At 72.3% G+C, this 21,908-nt stretch carries 19 protein-coding genes; 12 read left to right on the top strand and 7 right to left on the bottom strand.

All coding sequences use genetic code 11. The annotated features are described in order from the left end of the window. Positions 1 to 35 precede the first annotated feature (35 nt). From IE172_RS12625 to IE172_RS12580, 10 genes are all read left to right on the top strand, one after another. Positions 36 to 2,447, top strand: a complete 2,412-nt coding sequence (locus IE172_RS12625) for a Tox-REase-5 domain-containing protein (RefSeq protein WP_190097266.1) — start codon at positions 36 to 38, stop codon at positions 2,445 to 2,447. Between the two features lie 96 nt (positions 2,448 to 2,543). Continuing rightward, on the top strand, positions 2,544 to 3,263 hold the full coding sequence (locus tag IE172_RS12620) for a hypothetical protein (protein ID WP_190097265.1): 720 nt from the start codon (positions 2,544 to 2,546) through the stop codon (positions 3,261 to 3,263). Then, positions 3,260 to 3,754: a hypothetical protein gene (locus tag IE172_RS12615; protein WP_190097264.1), complete on the top strand. Its 495-nt coding sequence runs from the start codon at positions 3,260 to 3,262 to the stop codon at positions 3,752 to 3,754. Before IE172_RS12620 ends, IE172_RS12615 begins: the two co-directional genes overlap by 4 nt. Positions 3,755 to 3,787: 33 nt before the next feature. After that, positions 3,788 to 4,663, top strand: a complete 876-nt coding sequence (locus IE172_RS12610; protein ID WP_190097263.1) for an LLM class flavin-dependent oxidoreductase — start codon at positions 3,788 to 3,790, stop codon at positions 4,661 to 4,663. Positions 4,664 to 4,735: 72 nt separating this feature from the next. Further along, the gene (locus IE172_RS12605; protein WP_190097262.1) at positions 4,736 to 5,524 is read left to right on the top strand and encodes a class I SAM-dependent methyltransferase; all 789 of its coding nucleotides are present in this window, start codon (positions 4,736 to 4,738) and stop codon (positions 5,522 to 5,524) included. A 530-nt stretch (positions 5,525 to 6,054) separates the two neighbouring features. Further along, on the top strand, positions 6,055 to 6,669 hold the full coding sequence (locus IE172_RS12600; RefSeq protein WP_190097261.1) for a hypothetical protein: 615 nt from the start codon (positions 6,055 to 6,057) through the stop codon (positions 6,667 to 6,669). Between the two features lie 175 nt (positions 6,670 to 6,844). Continuing rightward, positions 6,845 to 7,618, top strand: a complete 774-nt coding sequence (locus IE172_RS12595) for an isoprenyl transferase (protein ID WP_190097260.1) — start codon at positions 6,845 to 6,847, stop codon at positions 7,616 to 7,618. A gap of 314 nt (positions 7,619 to 7,932) precedes the next feature. Further along, entirely contained in the window at positions 7,933 to 9,258 is a 1,326-nt protein-coding gene (gene phoH2, locus IE172_RS12590) for an RNA 5'-3' helicase PhoH2 (RefSeq protein WP_190097259.1), read from the top strand. Between the two features lie 420 nt (positions 9,259 to 9,678). Beyond that, complete coding sequence (locus tag IE172_RS12585) at positions 9,679 to 10,377, top strand: aggregation-promoting factor C-terminal-like domain-containing protein (RefSeq protein WP_431985967.1); 699 nt, start codon at positions 9,679 to 9,681, stop codon at positions 10,375 to 10,377. Positions 10,378 to 10,520: 143 nt separating this feature from the next. Next, positions 10,521 to 11,903: an AI-2E family transporter gene (locus IE172_RS12580; RefSeq protein ID WP_190097257.1), complete on the top strand. Its 1,383-nt coding sequence runs from the start codon at positions 10,521 to 10,523 to the stop codon at positions 11,901 to 11,903. Between the two features lie 370 nt (positions 11,904 to 12,273). Here the strand turns inward: IE172_RS12580 and IE172_RS12575 are convergent, their stop codons facing one another. Further along, the gene (locus IE172_RS12575) at positions 12,274 to 12,810 is read right to left on the bottom strand and encodes an alkyl hydroperoxide reductase (RefSeq protein ID WP_190097256.1); all 537 of its coding nucleotides are present in this window, start codon (positions 12,808 to 12,810) and stop codon (positions 12,274 to 12,276) included. Between the two features lie 6 nt (positions 12,811 to 12,816). Beyond that, on the bottom strand, positions 12,817 to 13,371 hold the full coding sequence (locus tag IE172_RS12570) for a peroxiredoxin (RefSeq protein ID WP_190097255.1): 555 nt from the start codon (positions 13,369 to 13,371) through the stop codon (positions 12,817 to 12,819). A 133-nt stretch (positions 13,372 to 13,504) separates the two neighbouring features. Between IE172_RS12570 and IE172_RS12565 the strand changes: the two genes are divergently transcribed. Next, positions 13,505 to 14,449: a LysR substrate-binding domain-containing protein gene (locus IE172_RS12565; protein WP_190097254.1), complete on the top strand. Its 945-nt coding sequence runs from the start codon at positions 13,505 to 13,507 to the stop codon at positions 14,447 to 14,449. Between the two features lie 22 nt (positions 14,450 to 14,471). On the opposite strand, the gene IE172_RS12560 is transcribed toward IE172_RS12565, so the two are convergent. The 5 genes from IE172_RS12560 to IE172_RS12540 all read right to left on the bottom strand — a co-directional run bounded on the left by IE172_RS12560 (position 14,472) and on the right by IE172_RS12540 (position 19,332). Beyond that, positions 14,472 to 16,805, bottom strand: a complete 2,334-nt coding sequence (locus IE172_RS12560) for an ABC transporter permease (RefSeq protein ID WP_190097253.1) — start codon at positions 16,803 to 16,805, stop codon at positions 14,472 to 14,474. After that, positions 16,802 to 17,497, bottom strand: a complete 696-nt coding sequence (locus IE172_RS12555; protein ID WP_190097252.1) for an ABC transporter ATP-binding protein — start codon at positions 17,495 to 17,497, stop codon at positions 16,802 to 16,804. The genes IE172_RS12560 and IE172_RS12555 overlap by 4 nt, the downstream gene beginning before the upstream one ends. Then, the gene (locus tag IE172_RS12550) at positions 17,494 to 18,018 is read right to left on the bottom strand and encodes a PadR family transcriptional regulator (protein ID WP_164338092.1); all 525 of its coding nucleotides are present in this window, start codon (positions 18,016 to 18,018) and stop codon (positions 17,494 to 17,496) included. The genes IE172_RS12555 and IE172_RS12550 overlap by 4 nt, the downstream gene beginning before the upstream one ends. 127 nt (positions 18,019 to 18,145) lie before the next feature. After that, positions 18,146 to 18,400: a type II toxin-antitoxin system antitoxin gene (locus IE172_RS12545; protein WP_229885977.1), complete on the bottom strand. Its 255-nt coding sequence runs from the start codon at positions 18,398 to 18,400 to the stop codon at positions 18,146 to 18,148. Beyond that, positions 18,397 to 19,332, bottom strand: a complete 936-nt coding sequence (locus IE172_RS12540; RefSeq protein ID WP_190097250.1) for an SPFH domain-containing protein — start codon at positions 19,330 to 19,332, stop codon at positions 18,397 to 18,399. Before IE172_RS12540 ends, IE172_RS12545 begins: the two co-directional genes overlap by 4 nt. A gap of 270 nt (positions 19,333 to 19,602) precedes the next feature. On the opposite strand from IE172_RS12540, the gene IE172_RS12535 reads away from it, so the two are divergent. Further along, on the top strand, positions 19,603 to 21,894 hold the full coding sequence (locus IE172_RS12535) for a transglycosylase domain-containing protein (protein WP_190097249.1): 2,292 nt from the start codon (positions 19,603 to 19,605) through the stop codon (positions 21,892 to 21,894). Positions 21,895 to 21,908 lie beyond the last annotated feature (14 nt).

Genomic DNA, 21,908 nt, shown 5'->3' with positions numbered 1-21,908 from the left:
ACGGTTCGAATGGCGGGAGTTGTGGAGGGGCGGGCATGGCCTGGATCGGGGGAGGGGCGGCAGCCGTGCCGGCGCACGGGGGCGGGCGGCGGGACATGCCCCGGCCCCTGTCCAATGCGCTGCTGCTCGTGCACGCGCTGTTCGCGTTCACCGTGCTCGGTGGTGCGGGCCTGCTGCTCACCGCCGCGTCCGTCGACGCGGTGGACGGCGCGCTGCTCGCGCAGGTCGCCTACGCCGCCGCTCCCGGTGTGCTCGGCTGGTGGCTGGCCCGGCGCACCTGGCGGGGCGGAGCCGCGGTCTGGGCCGGTCTGGTCGTCGTCCAGGCGTGGCTGGTGCTGGGCGCGATGTCCACCATCGCCGACGGGTCGGCCCGCGGGCTGATCCAGCTGCTCCTGCCCCTCCTGGTCCTGTTCCTCCTCACCCGCCGCGACAGCCGTGACTGGTACCGGCTCGCCGAGCCCGACCGGCGTGAGCGCCGCGCCTTCTCCCTGCCCCGGATGATCCGCTGGCGCCGGGACGACGGCCAGACGGCCGTGGAGTACGCCGGCCTGATCGCCGTCGTGGCGGCGATCATCGCCGCCCTCGTCGTCACCGGACTGGGCGGGCAGATCCTCACCGAGGTTCAGGCGCAGGTGTGCCGGGTCACCGGAGCGGCCTGCCCCGCGCCCGGCGCCGGGGTCGACGACGACGGCCGGGTCACCGCCGAGGACGGCGCGGGAAACACGACGGGCGGCACCGGCGACACGACCGGCGGCCCGGGGGAGACGACGGGCGGCACCGGCGGCACGACAGGCGGTACGGGCGGCACGACCGGCGGCCCGGGCGACACGACGGGCGGTACGGGCGGTACCACCGGCGGTACGGGCGGCACCACCGGCGGCGGCGCGGACGACCCCGGCCGCACCGCCCCCGGCCCCGGCGACACCCCCGGCGCCCCGCCCGGCGACCCCTCCGTCGTGGACCCGGTGGCCGCCGCCGACGAGATCGACGAGCCGCCGTACGAGGACCCGACCGCCGGCGACGAGGACGCGGGCGAGGGCGACGAGGGCTGCTTCTCCGGTTTCGGCGCGTTCTTCGGTTGCGCCGGGGACCAGCTGGGGCAGGTCGGCACGGGTCTGTTCGTCGACGGCATCTGGGGTGACCTGACCGGGATCTGGGACGTGGTGACCAGCCCCGTCGACACCTGGAACGGCCTGATGGACTACGGCAGTTCCCTGGGCGACGAGTGGTGGGACGACACGGCCGACGCCCGCCGGAAGTGGGACGACGGCGACTACTTCGGCGCGATCTGGGACTGGGGCGGAGCCTCCCTCGGCACCGGCGGAACCGTCCTCTTCGACTCCTTCATCGGCGACGACGTCGTCGAGCAGTGGGACAACGGCAACGAGACCCGCGCCGTCACCACCGTCATCTGGAACGTCGGCTCCCTCTTCATCCCCGGCTACGGCGAAGCCAAGATCGCCGAGAAGATCGGCTCGCTCGGCCGGCTGAGCCGGGTCGTCGACGACGCCACCGAGGCCGCCCAGGACGCCCGGCGGGCGGCCGAGGCGGGCGACCTCGACGCGCTGGAGGACGCCGCCCGCCGCGCCGACGACGCGGCCGACGAGGCGGAGGACACGGCCCGCCGCACCGGCTGCACCATCGCCGCGCCCGCCCCGAGGACTCCGTACGGCGGCGGCCCGCACCCCGGTCTGGACGGTGGTCCCGGCGCCGGCACCACCGTGCTCGCCGCCGGTCCCCTCGCCAAGCGGCCGTACGTCCTCCTGGCGGAGGGCACCTGCGACGAGGAGGCCAAGCAGCAGGCGGAGGAGGCCCGCGCCGCGGAACGCCAGGCCTACCTGGAACGCAAGCGAGCCGAGGAACCGGCCCGCGCGCAGGAGGCGCAGACGAGGAAGAAGCAGTACCCCGACCCCGTGCACGGCGACGCCAGGGACCCCCGCAACTACAACCCGCCGGACTGGGCCGGCGACCTGAGCAGCCGCACCTACGGCGACGCGGACGGCGGCGACGGCTTCTGGGCGAGCCGCGACCGCAACCCCGCTCCCACCTGGCCCAACGAGTCGTGGCTGCGCTACCAGGAGCAGGTCACCGGCACCCAGCGCGGCTACGAGTACGTCGTCCCGCACCCGGACCCCGACGTGCCGGACGTCGAGTTCGACGGCTGGGACTCCTCCCGCCAGACCTTCCTGGAGGCCAAGAACGGCTACGACAGCTTCCTGTCCTCCGACCGCACCGAACTCACCCCCTCCGGCAGCGAACGGCTGCTGACCGAGGCGCGCCGGCAGGTGAGCGCGGCGAACGGCAAGGGCATCGAGTGGCACTTCTCCAACAAGGAGGTCGCCGACGCGGCCCGGGAAGCCTTCGAGAACGCCGGCCTGGACATCGAGGTCGTCCACACCCGGCCCGCCGACATCGCCGGCGGGAGGAAGCCGGAGGCGTTCGACTGACGGGACGCCAGATGCGCCGGGCGGCGGTCCGCGTCGCGTCCTAAGGTGGGTCGCGGCAGCGGACGTGGCCGAGGGGCGACAGGAGAGGGACGGGACATGCGACGCGTGGTGCGGGGCTTCTGGGGCCCCCGTCAGGAGTCGGCGGAGCGGCTCGCCGCACGGTGGAGCACGACGCTGGAGCGGTTCGCCGCGCTGCTCCCCGACGCGGTGGCGGGCGGCCCGGCCGGGGCGCGGTGGCGTACCGCGCCGGCGTCCGGGCCCGCCGGGACGGTCGGGCCGGACGAGGCCGCGCTGCTCGGAGCGCTGAGCACGGCCAGGGAGGCCGACCCCTGGGCGGCGGCGAACGGCACCTCGCTGCGGCTGCTCGCCGACGCCCCCGCCCCCGGCTGGAAGGTCGAGATCGCCGGTCTCGCCGGCGGCACACCGGACAGCCTCCTCCAGTCGCTCGTCGCCACGATCACCTCCCCCGACGGGGCGAGCCCTCCCGACGCCGCGCTCCTCACCGCCGTGGCGGAGGCGTGGGACCCCGACTACGGGGACGTCGGCGACCGCACCGTCACCGCCGCCCTGAAGCAGGAGGCCGGCTTCAGGGTCGGGACGCCGTCGGTCGGCTGGGTCGGCTACCTGTCCCCGGGCCGCGCCGCCCGCGTCCCCGCCGACCTGAGCGCCGAACGTGCCGAACTCCCCACCGGCGGGCTCCTCCTGACCGTCGCCCCGCCCGGGCACACCCCGGCCGTCGTCGCGGCGTACGAGACGCTCCGGAAGAGCGGCGCGCTGGAGCCGCTGCCCCGCCCGATGAACCGGCCCGCCCTGTGACAGCCCGCGCCGGCGAGCCCTACGACACCCGGCGGGCGGTGTCCGCCATCGAGTCCGCCCTCACCGCCCCCCTCCCCGGCCCCACGGCCGACGAGGGGGAGCCGGTCACCGGGGAGTGGACGGCGACCAGGGGCGAGGGGTTCCTGCTGTTCCCCCTGTGGGAGAGCGAACCCCTCACCGGCGTGTACGAGCGTGCCTGGACCGACGCCGAGACGGCGGCGGAGGCCAACCTGACCGCGCTGGTCACGGAACTGGACACCCGCTGGGGCCCGCACCGGACCCTGCCCCTGCTCGGCCCGGAGGCCCGCCCTCCCGGCGCGGAGCCCTTCCGCACCCTCCTCGCCAAGGACTGCAACGGCGACCTGGCCCTCTGGGGCCCGCTGCCCGGCCCGGCCCCCCGCTGGGCCGCCGTCTCCCTCAACCACTCCGACGGCGACGCCCCCCTGACCCTCACCGCACTGGTCACCGACCACCCCCTCGAAACCGTGTGACGGCCGACGGGCGGGACGGGTAGGAAGGAGGCCATGACGACACTCGGCGCTGTCTTCCGTCCCCAACTCGCCCCTGAGCGGCTCCGCTCCGTCGCGCGGACCGCGGACGACAGCGGACTCGAGGAACTCTGGCTGTGGGAGGACTGCTTCCTGGAGGGCGGCATCTCCACCGGAGCCGCCGCGCTCGCCTGGACCGAACGGGTACGGGTCGGGATCGGACTGCTCCCCGTGCCACTGCGCAACGTGGCCGTCACCGCCATGGAGGCCGCGAGCCTGCACCGGATGTTCCCCGGACGCGCGATCCTCGGGGTCGGACACGGGGTGCAGGACTGGATGGGCCAGGTCGGTGCGCGGGCCGCATCGCCGGTGACCCTGCTGCGGGAGTACCTGGTCGCGCTGCGCGCCCTGCTGGGCGGGGAACGGGTGACGACCGAGGGGCGGTACGTGCGGCTCCACGACGTCGCCCTCGACTGGCCGCCGGACGGACCGGTCGAGGTGCTGGCCGGTGCCGTCGGCCCCCGTACCGTGCGGCTCACCGGGGAGGCCGCCGACGGGACCGTCCTCACCGCCGGCACCACCCCCGACGGTGTGCGCCGCGCGCGCCGGCTGATCGAGGAGGGACGGACCGCCGCGGGGCGGACCGGTGGCGCCCACAAGGTGGTCGTCTACCTGCTCGCCGCCACCGGAAGCGGCGCCCGTGAACGGCTGCGGGCCGAACTGGCCGCCGAGGGGGCCGCTCCGGAAGCGGACCTCGGGGCGGCCGGGGACGCGCCCGCCGTCGCCGCGGCGGTCCGGCGGCTGGCCGAGGCCGGTGCCGACTCGGTGATCCTCCAGCCGACCGCCGACGAGCCCGACCCCGAGGGCTTCGTCCGCTTCGTCGCGCGCGAGGTCCGCCCCCTGGTGCCGTAGGGGCGGTAAAGACGGACGGCCGGACGGAATAAACGGGCGACAGTGCGGGGCGCCCTGGTGCATCGTCGGCTCATGTCCGACCAGCAGACGCGCACGTTCGCGGAACTCGTCGCCGAAGGCGCCGCCGTGCCCACCGAGGGATGGGACTTCTCCTGGTTCGAGGGGCGGGCCACCGAGGCCCGGCCCCCCTGGGGGTACGCCACCGCCCTGGCGGGACGGCTGGGCGAGGCCGCTTCGGCGCTCGACGTCCAGACCGGCGGAGGCGAGGTGCTGGACTTCGCCCTGGCCCGTGCCGCCCGGCGCCCGGCGCCCACCGTCGCCACCGAGGGCTGGCCGCCCAACGCCGCCAGGGCCACGGCGCTGCTCGCGCCCCGCGGTGTCGCCGTCGTCGCCTCGCCCGGGGACGCGCCCCTGCCGTTCGCCGACGAGGCCTTCGACCTGGTCGTCAGCAGGCACCCCGTCACCGCCCACTGGAGCGAGATCGCGCGGGTGCTGCGCCCCGGCGGCACGTACTTCGCCCAGCACGTCGGGCCGGCCAGCGGCTACGAGGTGGTCGAATTCTTCCTGGGACCGCAGCCCCGGGAGCAGCGGGAGGCCCGGCATCCGGACCGCGAGCGGCACGCGGCCGAGGCCGCCGGACTCGAGACCGTCGACGTGCGGGCCGAGCGGCTGCGCATGGAGTTCCACGACATCGCCGCCGTCGTGCACTTCCTGCGCAAGGTGATCTGGATGGTGCCGGGCTTCACCGTCGAGGCCCATCTGCCCCGGCTGCGCGCCCTGCACGAACGGATCGTGGCGGAAGGCCCGTTCGTGGCCCACAGCAGCCGTCACCTGTTCGAGTTGCGCAAACCGCACGGGTGACGGGGCCGGTTTCCGCATCGTTATCGCCCGCGACTGGCCTTCGGACCACCCACTCGCGTAGGTTCGGACCAAGGTAATTCGCGCAAGCAAAGCTGCGCGGTGCGGTACCGCGCAGTGGAGGGGGCTGCGCGGTGCCCGGCCCCGCGGGCCCCGAAGCGGGGAATCCTCCGCCGGGGTCAAGCGGACACCGCCGCCGGGTCACCCGTCAGAGGGATGGCCGGAAGAGCGGTCCGGGAGCGGCGCGCCGGCGCCGCAACCTGCACACAGTCCCCTCATTTCCCGGATTTCCCCAGGATGTGGCCGCGTTTCGGCCTGCCGGAACCCGCGCGGGGCCCCTTTTCGGGCCCTCGGGGCGTCGCCGGGCGATTCCGGAGAGTAGTGGTGGCCCGCCAATGCGCGCGACATCACTCACGAAGGGTTATGGTGGAAACCCCCCCTCGGGCCGGTCCGTCTCCCCCCACGGACCGGCCCGTTTTTTCATGCCGCCCCGGGAGTGACCCTCCCCGAGGGTGTCTGGCTAGAGTCCAGGCATGTCGAACGAGCAGCCGACACCGCGACAGCCCTCCGGGCAGCCCGGCGCGTACGGTCCCCCCGCCGCGTACGGTCCGTACGGGCAGCAGCCCCCGCCCTACGGGCAGCAGCCCCCGCCCTACGGGCAGCCCGGCGCCCACCCCCGGCCCGGCGCCTACCCGCCGCCCGGCGCCCAGCCGCAGGGCTGGACCGGTGGCCCCCCGCCGTACCCGTACGACCCGTACCAGCCCGCGGGCATGCCCGGCTCCGTGCGCGCCGCGCAGATCGTGATCTTCGCGACGTTCGGGATCGGGGTGCTGCTCACCGTCGTGACCGCCGCCACCGTGGGGGCCGAGGAGGCGGGGCGGTTCTTCAGCACGTACCTGATGGCGCTGGTCCTGTTCGTCCTGGCCTTCCAGTACCGCAAGGCCGGCAACGGCGTGCGCGTCGCCTCCATCGTGCTGGCCTCGGTGCAGATCCTCTTCGCCCTCAGCGCGGCCGCGCAGGGCGTCCCGCTCGGCATCGTGCCGCTCGGCACCGCCGTCGCGGTCATCGTGCTGCTCAGCCAGGGGTCCGCCGGACAGTGGTTCCGGCGGCAACGGGTGACCGGTACACCGCCGCCGTACGCGCGGTAGAGCCGACAAACGCACCACTCCGGACGTTGGGGACCCCCGCCCCGGCGGGGGTACGCTTCGCCTTCGGGGACCGCCATCCGGGCAGGGGCCGCCCGCGGCCGAGACCGGGCCGCTTGCCGCGCGACGCGGCGGGGTGCCGCGCCTGTCCGATCCGTACGGAGGGGCTGACGAACACGTGAACCTGCGCGACAAGCTGCGCGGCCTGCTGGTCAGGCTGTACGCACGCCGGGTGGAAGGCCACCTGGACACCGCTCAGGTGCCGGGGCACATCGGCGTCATCATGGACGGCAACCGCCGGTGGGCGAAGGCCGCGGGTTCCAGCACCGTCCACGGCCACCGGGCCGGCGCCGACAAGATCGAGGAGTTCCTCGGCTGGTGCAGCGAGACGGACGTCCGGGTCGTCACCCTCTGGCTGCTGTCGACGGACAACTTCGACCGGCCCCAGGAAGAACTCGTCCCGCTGCTCGGCATCATCGAGGACGTGGTGCGCACCCTCGCCGCCGACGGCCGCTGGCGGGTCCACCACGTCGGCACCCCCGACCTGCTGCCCTCCGAGATGCAGACCACCCTCAAAGAAGCCGAGGCGGCCACCGCGCACGTCACCGGCATAGTGGTCAACGTCGCCATCGGCTACGGCGGTCGCCAGGAGATCGCCGACGCCGTGCGGTCCATGCTCGTCGAGGCCAAGGAGAAGGGCACCTCCATGGAGGAGCTCGCCGAGGCCGTCGACGTCGACATGATCGGGCGTCACCTCTACACCCGGGCCCAGCCCGACCCCGACCTCGTCATCCGCACCAGCGGCGAGCAGCGGCTGTCCGGTTTCATGCTCTGGCAGACCGCGCATTCGGAGTACTACTTCTGCGAGGTCTTCTGGCCGGCCTTCCGCAAGGTCGACTTCCTGCGGGCGCTGCGCGACTACGCCGCCCGCCACCGGCGCTACGGCGGCTGAGCGGTCCCCGGCGCCGCCCCCGCACCGCTGGTCACACACTGTTCACCGGCGCGCCGTCGCGGGCTGTGGCATGGCTGGACTCCGATGAGGGAATAAGCCAAGCAGGCCGACGCCCGAACCACGGGTGTCGGATCTCAGCGGACGGCACGGGAGCCGTCCGCCCGGGAGGCCCTTTTGCAGCAGCCCGACCGTGCGGTCACGGCACGGACGAAGCAGCGGAGGGCCGGTTCCCGGCCCCCTGTGCAGGAGGGCCGTCGACCGGTCCAACTCCGCTCCGTCGCTCCCCGACCTCATCCGAGGGGGTACGTCCTTCCGTGGTGACCAGCGCAAAGCGCCACAAGCCCGACCGGCGCACCTATGTTCTCGACACCAGCGTCCTGCTGGCCGACCCAGGCGCCCTGAACCGCTTCGACGAGCACGAGGTCGTGCTCCCCGTCGTCGTGGTGACGGAACTGGAGGCCAAGCGGAACCATCCCGAACTCGGCTACTTCGCCCGGCAGGCCCTGCGCCTGCTGGACGACTACCGGGTCCGGTACGGCCGTCTCGACGCCCCCATTCCGACCGGGGACCTCGGCGGGACCGTGCGGGTCGAGCTCAACCACTCGGACCCCGGCGTGCTGCCCAGCGGCTACCGCCTGGGGGACAACGACTCCCGCATCCTCGCGGTCGCCCGCAACCTGCAGGCCGAGGGGTTCGACGTCACCGTGGTGTCGAAGGACCTCCCGCTCAGGATCAAGGCGTCCTCCGTCGGGCTCCTCGCCGAGGAGTACCGGGCGGAGCTCGCCATCACGGACTCCTCCGGCTGGACCGGAATGTCCGAACTGACCCTGCCCGGCGAGCAGGTGGACATCCTCTTCGAGGAAGGGCACGTGTACGTGCCCGAGGCGTCCGGCCTCCCCGTGCACACCGGACTGACCATCCAGTCCGAGCGCGGCAAGGCGCTGGGACGCGTCACCGCCGACGGCAACGTCCGGCTGGTGCGCGGCGACCGGGACGTGTTCGGCATCAAGGGCCGCAGCGCCGAGCAGCGCATCGCGCTCGACCTCCTCCTCGACCCGGACGTCGGCATCGTGTCCATGGGCGGCCGGGCCGGCACCGGCAAGTCGGCGCTGGCGCTGTGCGCGGGCCTCGAGGCCGTCCTGGAGCGCCGCCAGCACCAGAAGGTGATGGTCTTCCGTCCGCTGTACGCGGTGGGCGGGCAGGAGCTCGGCTACCTGCCCGGTACCGAGGCGGAGAAGATGAGCCCCTGGGCTCAGGCGGTCTTCGACACGCTCTCGGCCGTCACCAGCCGCGAGGTCATCGAGGAGGTCACCGCGCGCGGCATGCTCGAAGTCCTGCCGCTCACCCACATCCGGGGCCGTTCGCTGCACGACGCCTTCGTCATCGTGGACGAGGCGCAGTCACTGGAACGGAACGTCCTGCTGACCGTTCTGTCCCGGATCGGGGCCAATTCGCGGGTCGTGCTGACCCACGATGTCGCCCAGCGCGACAACCTGCGGGTGGGGCGCTACGACGGCGTGGTCGCCGTCGTCGAGAAGCTGAAGGGGCATCCGCTGTTCGCGCACGTCACGCTGACCCGGTCCGAGAGGTCCCAGATCGCCGCCCTTGTGACCGAAATGCTCGAAGACGGTCCGATCTGACCCGCGGATTCCAACAAGGGTCGTATGTGCGATAGTTGACGCCGTCCGGAAAGGCGAAGAGCCTAGCCGGGCGGCGTCGGCGCGCGTGTGGCTTTCCGAGGATCCCCAGGGCCAAACGGGATGTGAGCTTTCACACGCAACGGAGAATTGCCTCGCGCCGTCCGGTTACGGCAGAGTCTCATTCCTGTCAGGCCCCGCATACGACTCAGCCGTGCCCCCAGCGGTACAGCGACCACAGCAGGACACAGGTTCAACTCCATAGCGTCGTCGTATGCCGCCCGTGCACCACGCGGCGCTCCTCTCGTGGGAGTTGCCCACCGGGCCCGTGCCTCCCGTGACCCGCAGTTGGGGAGGTCAGTGCCAGGGGCACGATTGCGTCCGCGAGGGTCACCGAAGCGGTCGATGCTGGAAGGAAACCGTGTGAGCCGGATCTCGGTCCGGGGATTCGCAGTGGCCTCGGCCACGGCGGTCACCGCTGTCGGAAGCGTCGTCGGTGTTGCCTCGGGCAGCACCGCGCAGAACAACGACGTGGAGGCGACGGCAAGCGGCACCACGCTGCTCGCGGACATCCCCGCGGGCACGCAGGCACAGGTGCAGACCGCGTCCCTGACGCAGCAGGCCGAAACGATGGCCATCGCCGCGGACGCCAGCGCCAAGAAGGACGCCGAGGAGGCCGCCCGCAAGGCAGCCGCCGAGACCGCGGTCGCGAAGAAGAAGGAAGCGGCCGAGAAGGCGAAGCAGGACGCCAAGGAGCGCGCGGAGGCCAAGGCCGCCGCCAGCCGCTCCGCGACCCGCGACGCGTCCAGCTTCGCCGTCCAGTCGTCCTACACGGTCGCCGAAGTGCAGGCGATGGCCCGGCAGATCGTGCCCGCGGACCAGTTCCAGTGCTTCAGCAACATCGTGGAGCGCGAGTCGAGCTGGAACTACCGGGCCGACAACCCGACGTCCGACGCCTACGGTCTGGTGCAGGCGCTCCCCGGTTCCAAGATGTCCTCCGCCGGAGCCGACTGGGCCACGAACCCCGCCACCCAGATCAAGTGGGGACTCGGCTACATGGACAACCGCTACGGCAGCCCCTGCGGTGCCTGGAACTTCTGGCAGGCCAACCACTGGTACTAGGAGTACCGGGAGCCGGCCGCCCCCGCCCCGCTCGACCCCGCGACAGCCCCGCACCGTTCTACGGTGCGGGGCTGTCGCCCTGTACGGTCTGACCGACGACTCCAGGGGGAGTGGTGGGGGGAAACGGGGGAAGAGGACGGATCATGTCGCGAGTGCCAGGGTGGCTCGGCCGGGTCGGAGCCGGACTGACCGAGGTCAGCAAGCGGCTGGAGCAGCGCCGCGCCGAAGTGGCGCGCGACCTCCGGCCCGAGGACGAACCCACCCCGCGGGAGAGCGGCCCGGGCCCCGACCAGCCGCCGCTCCCCGCCGAGTACGCCGCCCCCGCGCCCGCCCCGGTGCGGCCCGACCCGGCGCAGGCCGTGCCCTGGGGGGTCCGGGTCGCCGCCGAGGCCGGCTGGCGGCTGCTGGTGCTGGCCGGCACCGTCTGGGTGCTCATGCGGGTCATCAGCGCCGTACAGCTCGTCGTCCTGGCGTTCGTGGCCTCCCTGCTGATCACCGCGCTGCTCCAGCCCACCGTGGCCCGGCTGACGCGGGTCGGTGTGCCGCGCGGCCCGGCCACCGCGCTGACCGCGCTGTTCGGGTTCGTCGTCATCGGCCTCATCGGCTGGTTCGTGACCTGGCAGGTCATGGAGAACATCGACCACCTCTCCGACCAGATCCAGGACGGCATCGACGAACTGCGCAACTGGCTGCTGAACAGCCCCTTCCACGTCACCGACAAGCAGATCAACGAGATCGCCAAGAACCTGCGGGAGGCGGTCGGGGCCAACACCGAGCAGATCACGTCGGCCGGCCTGGAGGGCGTGACCGTCGTCGTCGAGGCGCTCACCGGCATACTGCTGGCCGTCTTCTCGACGCTGTTCCTGCTCTACGACGGCAAGCGGATCTGGGAGTGGTCGCTCAAGCTGGTTCCGGCCGCCGCCCGTCCGGGAGTCGCCGGCGCCGGGCCGGTGGCGTGGCGGACGCTGACGGCGTACGTGCGCGGCACGGTGATAGTGGCTCTGATCGACGCGATCTTCATCGGCCTGGGCATCTACTTCCTGGACGTGCCGATGGCGGTGCCGCTCGCCGTCTTCATCTTCCTGTTCTCGTTCATCCCGCTGGTGGGCGCCGTGGTGTCGGGAGCGCTGGCCGTGGTCGTCGGGCTGGTCACCCAGGGCGTGTTCACGGGCGTCATGGTGCTGGTGGTGGTGCTGGCGGTGCAGCAGATCGAGGGGCACATCCTCCAGCCGTTCATCCTGGGCCGCGCGGTGCGGGTCCATCCGCTGGCGGTGGTCCTGGCGGTCGCCTCCGGCGGCATGATCGCGGGCATCGGGGGCGCGGTGGTCGCGGTGCCACTGGTCGCGGTCACCAACACCGTCGTCGGCTACCTCCGTGCCTTCTCCCACGAGGCGGCGGTGCTGCGTTCGCCCCGGCCGCGGGGTGCCACGGCGATGTCCGCCCCGGACGCTCCGCTCCCGGCCGCGCCGGCAACTCCTCCGGCACCGCCCCCGGCGCCCCACCCGGACGACCCGCCCGAGTCCTGACCCGGGCCTCGCCCCCACGCCGCGCCGGCGGACAGTCGTACGGCTGGGGAGATGGGCGAGGACGGGCGCAACCGCGACCGCAACCGGCTGGTGCCCGGGAGCGCGACGGCGTGGGTGCGGGCCGGGGGGTGATCGCGCAGCCCGGCGCCCGCGGGGTGCCGTCGCGCCCACCCGTGCCGCCCTGCGGCACGACTGCCCGCGGAGAGCGGCGGCAGGACGGCGTGGCTGCCCGCGGAGAGCGGTGGCAGGACGGCGTGGCTGCCCGCGGAGGGTGGTGGCGGGCCGGGGTGGATGCCTGCGGAGGGTGTTGGCCGGGGACGGGGAAGGGCCCGGCCACTGGGGTGTGGACGGGCCCTGGGTGAGGGCGGGGTTACTGCGCGGCCAGGGCCGCTTCCGCGTCGAGCGTCGCCGCCACCGCCTGGATCACCGCCGCGATCTTGAACGCCTCCTGGACCGCCTCGCGCTCCAGTCCGGCCTTGCGCAGCACCTGCTCGTGGGAGTCGAGGCACATGCCGCAGCCGTTGATCGCGGACACCGCGAAGGACCAGAACTCGAAGTCGACCTTGTCGACACCCGGGTTGCCGATGACGTTCATCCGCAGACCGGCACGCAGGTTGCCGTACTCGTGGTCCGACAGCAGATGGCGCGTGCGGTAGAAGACGTTGTTCATCGCCATCACCGCGGCAGCGGCCTTGGCCGCCGTGTACGCCTCCGGCGACAGGTTCGCCTTCGCCTCCGGCTCCAGCTCGCGCAGCACGATCGGCGAGCGCGAGGCGATCGCCGTCGACAGCACCGTGCCCCACAGCTGCTGGGCCGGCAGGTCCGAGTTGCCGATGACCGAGCCCAGGTTGAGCTTCAGGTCCTTGGCGTAGTCCGGTATACGGGACTTCAGGGAGTCGAGGGACATGTCAGGTCACTCCCCGGCCAGCAGCGCGACCGGGTCCAGGGTCTCCTCGCCCTTGGACCAGTTGCACGGGCAGAGCTCGTCGGTCTGCAGGGCGTCCAGCACCCGCAGGACCTCCTTCGGGTTCCGGCCGACGGAGCCGGCGGTCACCATGGAGAACTGGATCTCGTTGTTCTGATCCACGATGAACACCGCGCGCTTGGCGAAGCCGTCCTCGCCCTCGATGCCGAGGTCGCGCATCAGCTCGTGCTTGGAGTCCGCCATCATCGGGAACGGCAGGTCGCGCAGGTCGTCGTGGTCCTTGCGCCAGGCGTGGTGGACGAACTCCGAGTCACCGGAGAAGCCCAGGATCTGGGCGTCCCGGTCGGCGAACTCCTCGTTCAGCTTGCCGAACGCGGCGATCTCGGTCGGGCACACGAAGGTGAAGTCCTTGGGCCACGCGAACACGATCTTCCACTTGCCCTCATAGGTCTTGTGGTTGATCGTCTCGAACTCCTTGCCCTTCTCCAGCGAGACGCAGGCGGTCAGTTCGAACTCGGGGAACTTGTCACCGACAGTGAGCACAGGCCCTCCTTGCAGCGAGGAAACGCCCGGATCGCGGGCATTTCCCATGGGTTGGACCTTGTTGATGTTGGCACAGGCTGGATTGATTCGTGAAATAGCTACACTCGGTCGTGTTGATCGGAGGAAGTTATCAGTGACTGTGGGTAACGGGCGCAGGCAGCCGAGCCTTGCCCAACTGCGGGCGTTCGCCGCCGTGGCGGAGCATCTGCACTTCCGGGACGCCGCGGCGGCGACCGGTACGAGCCAGCCGGCGCTGTCGGGAGCCGTGGCCGCCTTGGAGGAGACCCTCGGTGTCACGCTCGTCGAGCGTACGACGCGCAAGGTGCTGCTCTCGCCGGCCGGTGAGCGGCTCGCCCCCCGCGCCAAGGCCGTACTGGCGGAGATCGAGGCGCTGCTGGAGGAGGCCGACGCGGTGCGGGCGCCCTTCACCGGGGTGCTGCGCCTCGGGGTGATCCCCACGGTGGCGCCGTACGTGCTGCCCACCGTGCTGCGGCTGGTGCACGACCGCTATCCGCAGCTCGACCTGCAGGTGCACGAGGAACAGACCGCGAGCCTGCTGGACGGGCTGGCCCGCGGCCGGCTGGACCTGCTGCTGCTCGCGGTGCCCCTCGGTGTACCGGGAGTGATCGAACTTCCCCTGTTCGACGAGGACTTCGTGCTGGTCACGCCGCCCGGTCACTGGCTCGGCGGGCGGCGGGGCATACCCCGCGAGGTGCTGCGCGAGCTGAACCTGCTCCTGCTGGACGAGGGCCACTGCCTGCGCGACCAGGCCCTGGAGATCTGCCGCGAGGCCGGCCGCGCGGGTGTCGCGGCCACCACCACGGCGGCCGGACTGTCCACGCTGGTCCAGCTGGTGGCGGGCGGCCTCGGGGTGACGCTGCTGCCGCGCACCGCCGTCGACGTCGAGACCACCCGCTCCAGCCGCCTGCTCACCGGCTGCTTCACCGACCCCGCCCCCACCCGGCGCATCGCCCTCGCCATGCGCACGGGCGCGGCGAGGGCGGCGGAGTACGAGCAGCTGGCGTCGGCGCTGCGCGAGGCGCTGCGGGACCTGCCGGTGCGGACCGTGGGGGACTGAACGCCCGCGGTCCGCACCGGACCTACTCCGTGCGCAGCCCGTCCGGGCGCATCATGCGCAGCAGCGGGGGCATGCTCAGCAGGGTCACCACGAGGACGACGCCCGCGCCGATGCCGGTCATCTGCAGGACGCTCGCCCAGTCCACACCGACCGGTGTGGAGGTCATCCGCAGCAGCACGGCGCCCAGGGTGATGCCGACGACCGAGGCCAGCAGCAGGCCCAGGCCGATCGGGACGGCCGTCTGCCACAGCACCGACAGGCTCAGCGTGCGCCGCCGGGTGCCGAAGGCCACCAGGGCGGACAGCAGCTTGCGGCGTTCGCGCAGCTGCTCCAGCTGGGAGACCAGCAGGCTCGCCCCGATCAGCGCCAGGACGGCGGCGGCGCCGACGAACAGGCCCGTGCGGATGCTGTCGAAGCGCTCGGTCCGCTCGGTCGCCGACCACGTCATCGGAGAGGACAACGGGTCGATCGCGGCCGCCGTGTTGCGCACGTGCTCACGGGCGTGCGGCACCGAGTCGTCGATCGCCAGGTACAGCTGGCCGGAGACCGCTCCGGCCAGGTCGTCGGGCATCGCCCCCGGCGTCAGCAGGAAACCGCCGCGCTTCGTCCCGGTCGGGTCCTCGACGGAGTCGGCCTCCTTCAACGCCTCGGGGACGGTCCACGCGACCTCCGTCAGCTCCTCGCCGGAGGACGAGACCTCCGCGTACAGCTTCTGACCCGGCCTGCTCAGCGACGGCGTGTCGGTGTCGTACTCGCCGCCCCGGACCGCGAACACGTCGCCGTCCGCGCACGAGGGCAGCTTCGCCACCTCGCGCAGGGTCGCGCAGTCGCCGACGGTCAGCTGGGCGTTGCGCTGCGGTTCCTCCGTGTACGGGCGGTCGGCGAAGTACCCCTCGGACAGCGGGTAGACCTTGCGGACGCCCTCGGTCTTCTCGAGCCTCGTCGTGGCGGCGGCGATCTCGGTGCCGTCCGGCACCCGGACCTGCATCTGCGCCAGCGTCACGTCGAAGCCGGTCTCCTTGGTGTAGTCGTCCTCCACGCCGGCGAACAGCATCTGCAGGGCGATGGCGCCGGCCACGGCCACCGCGATGCCGTTGACCATGCGTGCCGCCGTGCCGCTGCTCAACTGCAACCGCCGCACGGCCAGTTGCCAGGACACGCTGCCCGTGCCGAGCCGGGCGACGACCGTCTCCACGAACCACGGCAGCAGCGCGGTGACGCCGACGAGCAGGCAGATGACACCGCCGGTGACCAGGTACCCGTTGAACTCGCCGTTCTCCCTGCCCTGGCCGAGCATGGGGACGAGCATGATGACGCCGGCCAGCGGGAACAGCAGCCGCCACCACAGCCGGCGGCGGGCCGGCCGCGCCGTGCGCACCACGCCCAGCGGCTCGATGACCACCCCGCGCAGCGTCAGCAGGGTCACCAGCACCGCGGCCCCCGGGACCGCCACCGCGACCAGCAGCGCCAGCAGCGGCGAGGGGTTCAGATAGCTGGGGAAGACACTGATGCGGAACACCTCGACGGACGCCGCGAACTCACGCCCCGCCAGGAAGAAACCGGTGCCGAACACCAGTCCCAGCAGGGCCCCGCCGAGCGCCTCGCCCGCGGCGATCCGCCGGGTCATGCCGCCGTCGGAGCCGACCAGCCGCAGCGCGGCCAGCCTGCGGTCGCGCCGCTCGCCGCCGAACCGCACGGCGGCGGCGATGAACACGGCGACCGGCATCAGCAGCACCACGAAGACGACCAGGATGAGGAGCATGAGGACCGGGTCCATCTCCTCCTCCGTGGGGTTGGGGTCCCCGAAGGAGTCGATGCGGCCCACCATTCCGTCGCCGACCCGGTCCGCGAGGCCCTCGGCGCCCGCGTAGTAGGCCAGCTCCTGCGACCCGATCAGTCCCTGCTCGCCGATCGTCCCCACGATGTCGTACGGCAGCCGCTCCCGCAGCAGCGCGCCGTCACCCGAGCCGAGGAGTTCCTTCAGCGCGGGGGAGACCACCATGTCGCCCCGCGCGGGGAACTCCCGCAGGCCGGGCGGCACCGGGGCCTTGTCGCCCTCCGGCTCCAGCAGCCTGCCGCGGATGTCCCGGCCGCCGAACTCCGTGTCGGTGTCCGCGGTCACCAGGGTGTCGCCGGCCCGCTCGATCTGCTCGCCGTAGGTGAAGTTGAGGCGGGCCTCCCCCCGCCGGTCCCGCTCCGCCAGCGCACCGGGCAGGGCCGTGGTGAGCAGCAGCAGCGCCACGCCCAGCCCGACACCGACCGCGGTGAGCAGGGCACGGGTCCAGCCCTCGCGCCCCCCGGCGAAGGCGAAGCGCAGACCCATGCCGAGGTCCCGCGCCCACTGAGCGGCACTCATACGACGCGCTCCATGTCCCGGGACCTGCCGTCGCGCACGACGATCTCGCGGTCGGAGTACGCGGCCACCCGCGCCTCGTGCGTGACGAGGACGACGGCGGCGTTGGAGGACCGGGCGGCGTCGGTGAGCAGCTCCATCACCCGCTCGCCGTTGAGGGAGTCCAGGGCGCCGGTCGGCTCGTCGGCGAACAGCAGCCGCGGGCCGGTGACCAGGGCCCGGGCCACGGCGACCCGCTGGCCCTGGCCGCCGGACACCTCGCCGGGGCGCTTCCCGCGGACGTCGTCGACCTCCAGGCGCTCCATCCAGGTCAGCGCGGCCCGCTCGGCCTCCTTGCGGGGCGTGCCGTTCAGCCGCATCGGCAGGGCGACGTTCTCCACGCAGGTGAGTTCCGGCACGAGCTGCCCGAACTGGAAGACGAAGCCGAACTCCGAGCGCCTGAGCGCGCTGCGCTCGCCGTCGCTCATCTCGGTCAGCTCGCGCCCGTCGTACATGATCGACCCGGAGTCGGGGGTGACGATCCCGGCGAGGCAGTGCAGCAGCGTCGACTTGCCCGAACCGGAGGGCCCCATCACGGCCACGACCTCGCCGGGGTGGATGGAGAAGCCGGCGCCGTCGAGCGCGGTCGTCGGGCCGTAGACCTTGCGCAGGTCCCGGGCGACGAGCAGGGAGCCGGGGGGAGGGGTCGTGGTCATCGGGCCACCGCCTCACGGAGCTTGTCGAGACGCGCCGCGGTCAGCTCCAGCCAGCGCAGGTCGGCCTCGAGGTGGAAGAGGGCGTGGTCGCAGATGAGCTGGTCGGCGAGATCACCCTTGCGCTTGCGGTCGGTGAGGATCCGCATGCTGCGCAGATGCTCCGAGCGCTGCGTGTCGAGGACGTCGGCGGCGTCACGGCTGGTGAGCAGCGCCAGGACGACCTTGGTGTAGAGGGTCGACTGGAGGTACGGCTCGGGCTTCTCCGGCGTGGCGAGCCAGCGCTCGACATCGGTGATGCCGGCCTCGGTGATGGCGTACCGCTTGCGCTCGGGGCCGCCGCCGGCCTCGATGCCGTCGACCTCGACCAGTCCGTTCTTCAGCAGGCGGGACATCGTCGAATAGACCTGGCCGTAGTGGAGCGGCCGGTCGTGACCGAACTTCTCGTCGAAGGCCCGCTTCAGGTCGTAACCATGGCGCGGGCCGGACTCCAGGAGCCCCAGGAGGGTGTGACCGATGGACATACCGAGCACTCTACACACCGTGTATACGCACCGTGTATACACCGGGTGTGCAGAGCGCCGCAGGGTGTACGAACCCCCAGGTGGGGGCCGATTGTCACGGTTCTGCCACCGGGCCGGGTACGGCCGTTCAGGTGGGCGGGGGTCCGGGGGTGGAGCCCCCGGGCGGACGGCCGCGGCGGGGCAGCGGCCCGGCCTCGCCGGGCAGCCGGCCCGCCTCGGCGAGGGCCCGCCGCAGCAGGAACTCGATCTGCGCGTTGGCCGAGCGCAGATCGTCGTTCGCCCAGCGCGCCAGCGCCTCGTACACCGACGGGTCGAGCCGCAGCAGCACCTGTTTGCGCCGCGGCCGGCCCTGGGGGGCCGGGCCCCCGGACGGGGCCGTCACTGGTAGAGCGTCCCGGTGTTGAGGACCGGCTGCGCCGAGCGGTCCCCGCACAGCACCACCATCAGGTTGGACACCATCGCCGCCTTCCGTTCCGGGTCGAGCTCCACGATGTCCTGCTCCTGTATCCGGGCCAGGGCCGTCTCCACCATGCCCACGGCGCCCTCCACGATCTGCTGCCGCGCCGCCACGACCGCGCCGGCCTGCTGCCGCTGGAGCATCGCCGAGGCGATCTCGGGCGCGTAGGCGAGGTGGGTGAAGCGGGACTCGATGATCTGTACGCCGGCCGCGTCCACCCGTGCGCGCAGTTCGACGGCGAGCTTCTCGGTGATCTCCTCGGCGTTGCCGCGCAGCGACAGGCCGTCCTCGTCGTGGGCGTCGTAGGGGTACTCGATGGCGATGTGCCGCACGGCCGCCTCGGTCTGCGTGGAGACGAACTCGACGTAGTCGTCCACCTCGAAGGTGGCCTGCGCGGTGTCCTCGACCCGCCACACCACGACGGCGGCCAGTTCGATGGGGTTGCCGTAGGCGTCGTTCACCTTCAGGACGGCGGTCTCGTGGTTGCGGACCCGCGTGGAGATCTTGGCGCGGGTGGTGAAGGGGTTCACCCAGCGCAGGCCGTCCTCGCGGATCGTGCCCCGGTAGCGGCCGAAGAGCTGCACCACCCGGGCCTCGCCCGGCGCCACCATGTTCAGTCCGCACATCGCGAGGAACGCGGCGAGCGCGATCAGGACGCCGCCGGTGATCAGGGCGGCCTTGGCGCCGGTCGCGGCGACCGCCGTGGCGGTGACGATCAGCGCCGTGCCGATGAGCAGCCCGACCAGTCCGAGGACCAGTGCCAGTCCGCCGCCGATGCTGTGCGCCTGGACCTCCCGCACGCGCGGGGCCGGCATCTCCGGCACATCGGCCGTGACCTGCGTGTCGTCCATGGGCATGGGTGATCCCCCGTTCCTCCGGGCGCCCCCGGACGGGGTTCCGCCCGGCTAGCGCCTGTCTATCTAAGTGATATCACTTTACCTCATCACGGCAACCTCGCGCGCCTCTCGCACGTCGGTTCCTTCGGGGCGGGTGCTGATTGTCACGTCCGTAACGACCGGATCAGCAGCCCTTTGTCATAGCTCCCGGTGTTAGCTTTCTGAGCTGACCTGAGCGGCGAACCTGTGTGGCGGTCGAGCACACATGAACGAAGCGGAGCGAACGGGCGTATGGGACGAGCGGAAGAAAGACGCGCACGACAGCGCGGCGGGCGCCGTGCGGCACCCACGGGCCGCAGCTCGTCGGGTGCGACCGGCCGCACCGGCATACGCCGGCTCTTCACCTGGAAGAAGATCGTCGGCACCTTCTTCGGCCTCTGCCTGCTCGGCATGGGCGCCTTCATCGTGCTGTACATGATGATCGACATACCCGAGGGGAACGCCGAGGCGGAGTCGCAGGGCAACGTCTACCGGTACAGCGACGGCTCGGTCATGGCCCGCAGCGGCTTCAACCGCGAGATCGTCGACCTCGCCCGGGTCCCCAAGGACGTCCAGCGCACCTTCGTCGCCGCCGAGAACAAGACCTTCTACAAGGACTCCGGCGTCGACATCAAGGGCACCGCGCGCGGAGTGCTCAACACGCTCTCCGGCAAGGGCGCCCAGGGCGGTTCGACGATCACCCAGCAGTACGTCAAGAACTACTACCTGTCGCAGGAACAGACCGTCACGCGCAAGATGAAGGAAGTGGTCATCTCCCTGAAGCTGGACCGGGAGAAGTCGAAGGACTACATCCTTGCCGGCTACATCAACACCAGCTACTACGGCCGCGGCGCCTACGGGATCCAGGCCGCCGCGCAGGCCTACTACCGCGTCGACGCCGAGGACCTGACGGTCGAGCAGGGCGCGTACCTCGCCGCGCTGCTCCAGGCGCCCAGCCAGTACGACTGGGCGGTCGCCGGCGAGACCGGCAAGAAGCTCGTCCAGGAGCGCTGGAACTACGTCCTGGACAACATGGTCGAGCAGAAGTGGCTGGGCGCCGGCGACCGCCGGGCCATGGAGTTCCCCGTCCCCGAGGAGCCGAAGGCCGCCCCCGGCATGGAGGGCCAGACCGGTTACCTGGTGGAGGCCGCCAACAACGCGGTCAAGCGGCAGTTCGTCGAGCAGGGCATCGCCGAGGACGTGAAGCAGGCCGACGCCCTGCTGGACCTCGGCGGCTACACCATCACGCTCAACGTCGACAAGAAGAAGCAGGCCGCGCTGGAGAAGGCGGTCAAGGCCAAGCTGACCAGCAGGCTCGACCCGGACGAGCGCGACGTCGACGCCGACGTCCAGGCCGGTGCCGTCTCCGTGGACCCGAAGACGGGCGCGGTCGTGGCGATGTACGGCGGCGTGGACTACGTCAAGCACTTCACCAACAACGCCACCCGCGACGACTACCAGCCGGCCTCCACCTTCAAGCCGGTCATCCTCGCCGCCGCCGTGGACCAGGGCGCCGAGACCCAGGGCGGCGTGCCGATCGGGGCCGACACGATCTACGACGGCACCAGCAAGCGCCCCGTGAGGGACGGCGACCGCAAGGTCGGCTTCGCGCCCCCCAACGAGGACGACGTCGACTACGGCGACGTCACCGTCCAGGAGGCGATGAACAAGTCCGTCAACTCGGTCTTCGCGCAGATGGGCATCGACGTCGGCATGACCGAGGTGGTGAAGGTCGCGGGCGATCTCGGCATGGACACCGAGGGCGTCGAGGCCGTCCCCGCGCAGACCCTGGGCAGCATGGGCGCCAGCCCGCTGGAGATGGCGGGCGTCTACGCCACCCTCGCCAACCACGGCAAGAAGGTCACCCCGGCCGTCGTGAAGTCGGTCGAGCACAACAGCCGCAGTGTCGAGTTCGCCGACCCGGTCGGCGAGCAGGTCATCAGCCGGGCGGCCGCCGACACGGTGACCTCCGTGCTCACCGGCGTGGTCGACGACGGTACGGCCAGGCGGTCCGTGCGGGAGAACCCGCTGCGGGGCGGCCAGCAGGTCGCCGGGAAGACGGGCACGTCCGACAACAACAAGTCGGCCTGGTTCACCGGCTTCACCCCCGAGCTGGTCACCTCGGTCGGCCTGTTCGGCGAGGACGCCAAGAACCACAGCCAGGTGCCGATGTACAAGGCGGGCGGTGTCGAGTACCGCGTCAACGGCGGCGGCTTCCCCGCCGAGATCTGGGCCGCGTACACCTTCGGCGTGATGGACGAGGTCAGCAGGTTCGACCTGGACACCGACCAGGGCGCCGCCGTACGGCCGACCCGCACGCCGTCGGCCACCACGTCGCCCTCGGCCACCCCGAGCCAGGAGCCGACGACCCAGGCACCCACCACCGAGGCCCCGCCCGAGACCTCGTCCGCCCCGCCGACGTCCGAGCCGCCGACCTCCGAGCCGCCGACGTCCGCCCCGCCGACGAAGACGCCCCCCACGGGCTCGCCGACCTTCGGCATCCCGGGCGACCCGGACGACCCGCAGTCGGACGGCAGCCAGTAGACCCGCGGGACGAA

Source organism: Streptomyces griseoflavus, assembly GCF_014649995.1.
Taxonomy (GTDB): domain Bacteria; phylum Actinomycetota; class Actinomycetes; order Streptomycetales; family Streptomycetaceae; genus Streptomyces; species Streptomyces griseoflavus.
This window is presented reverse-complemented; position numbering and strand designations above follow the sequence as displayed.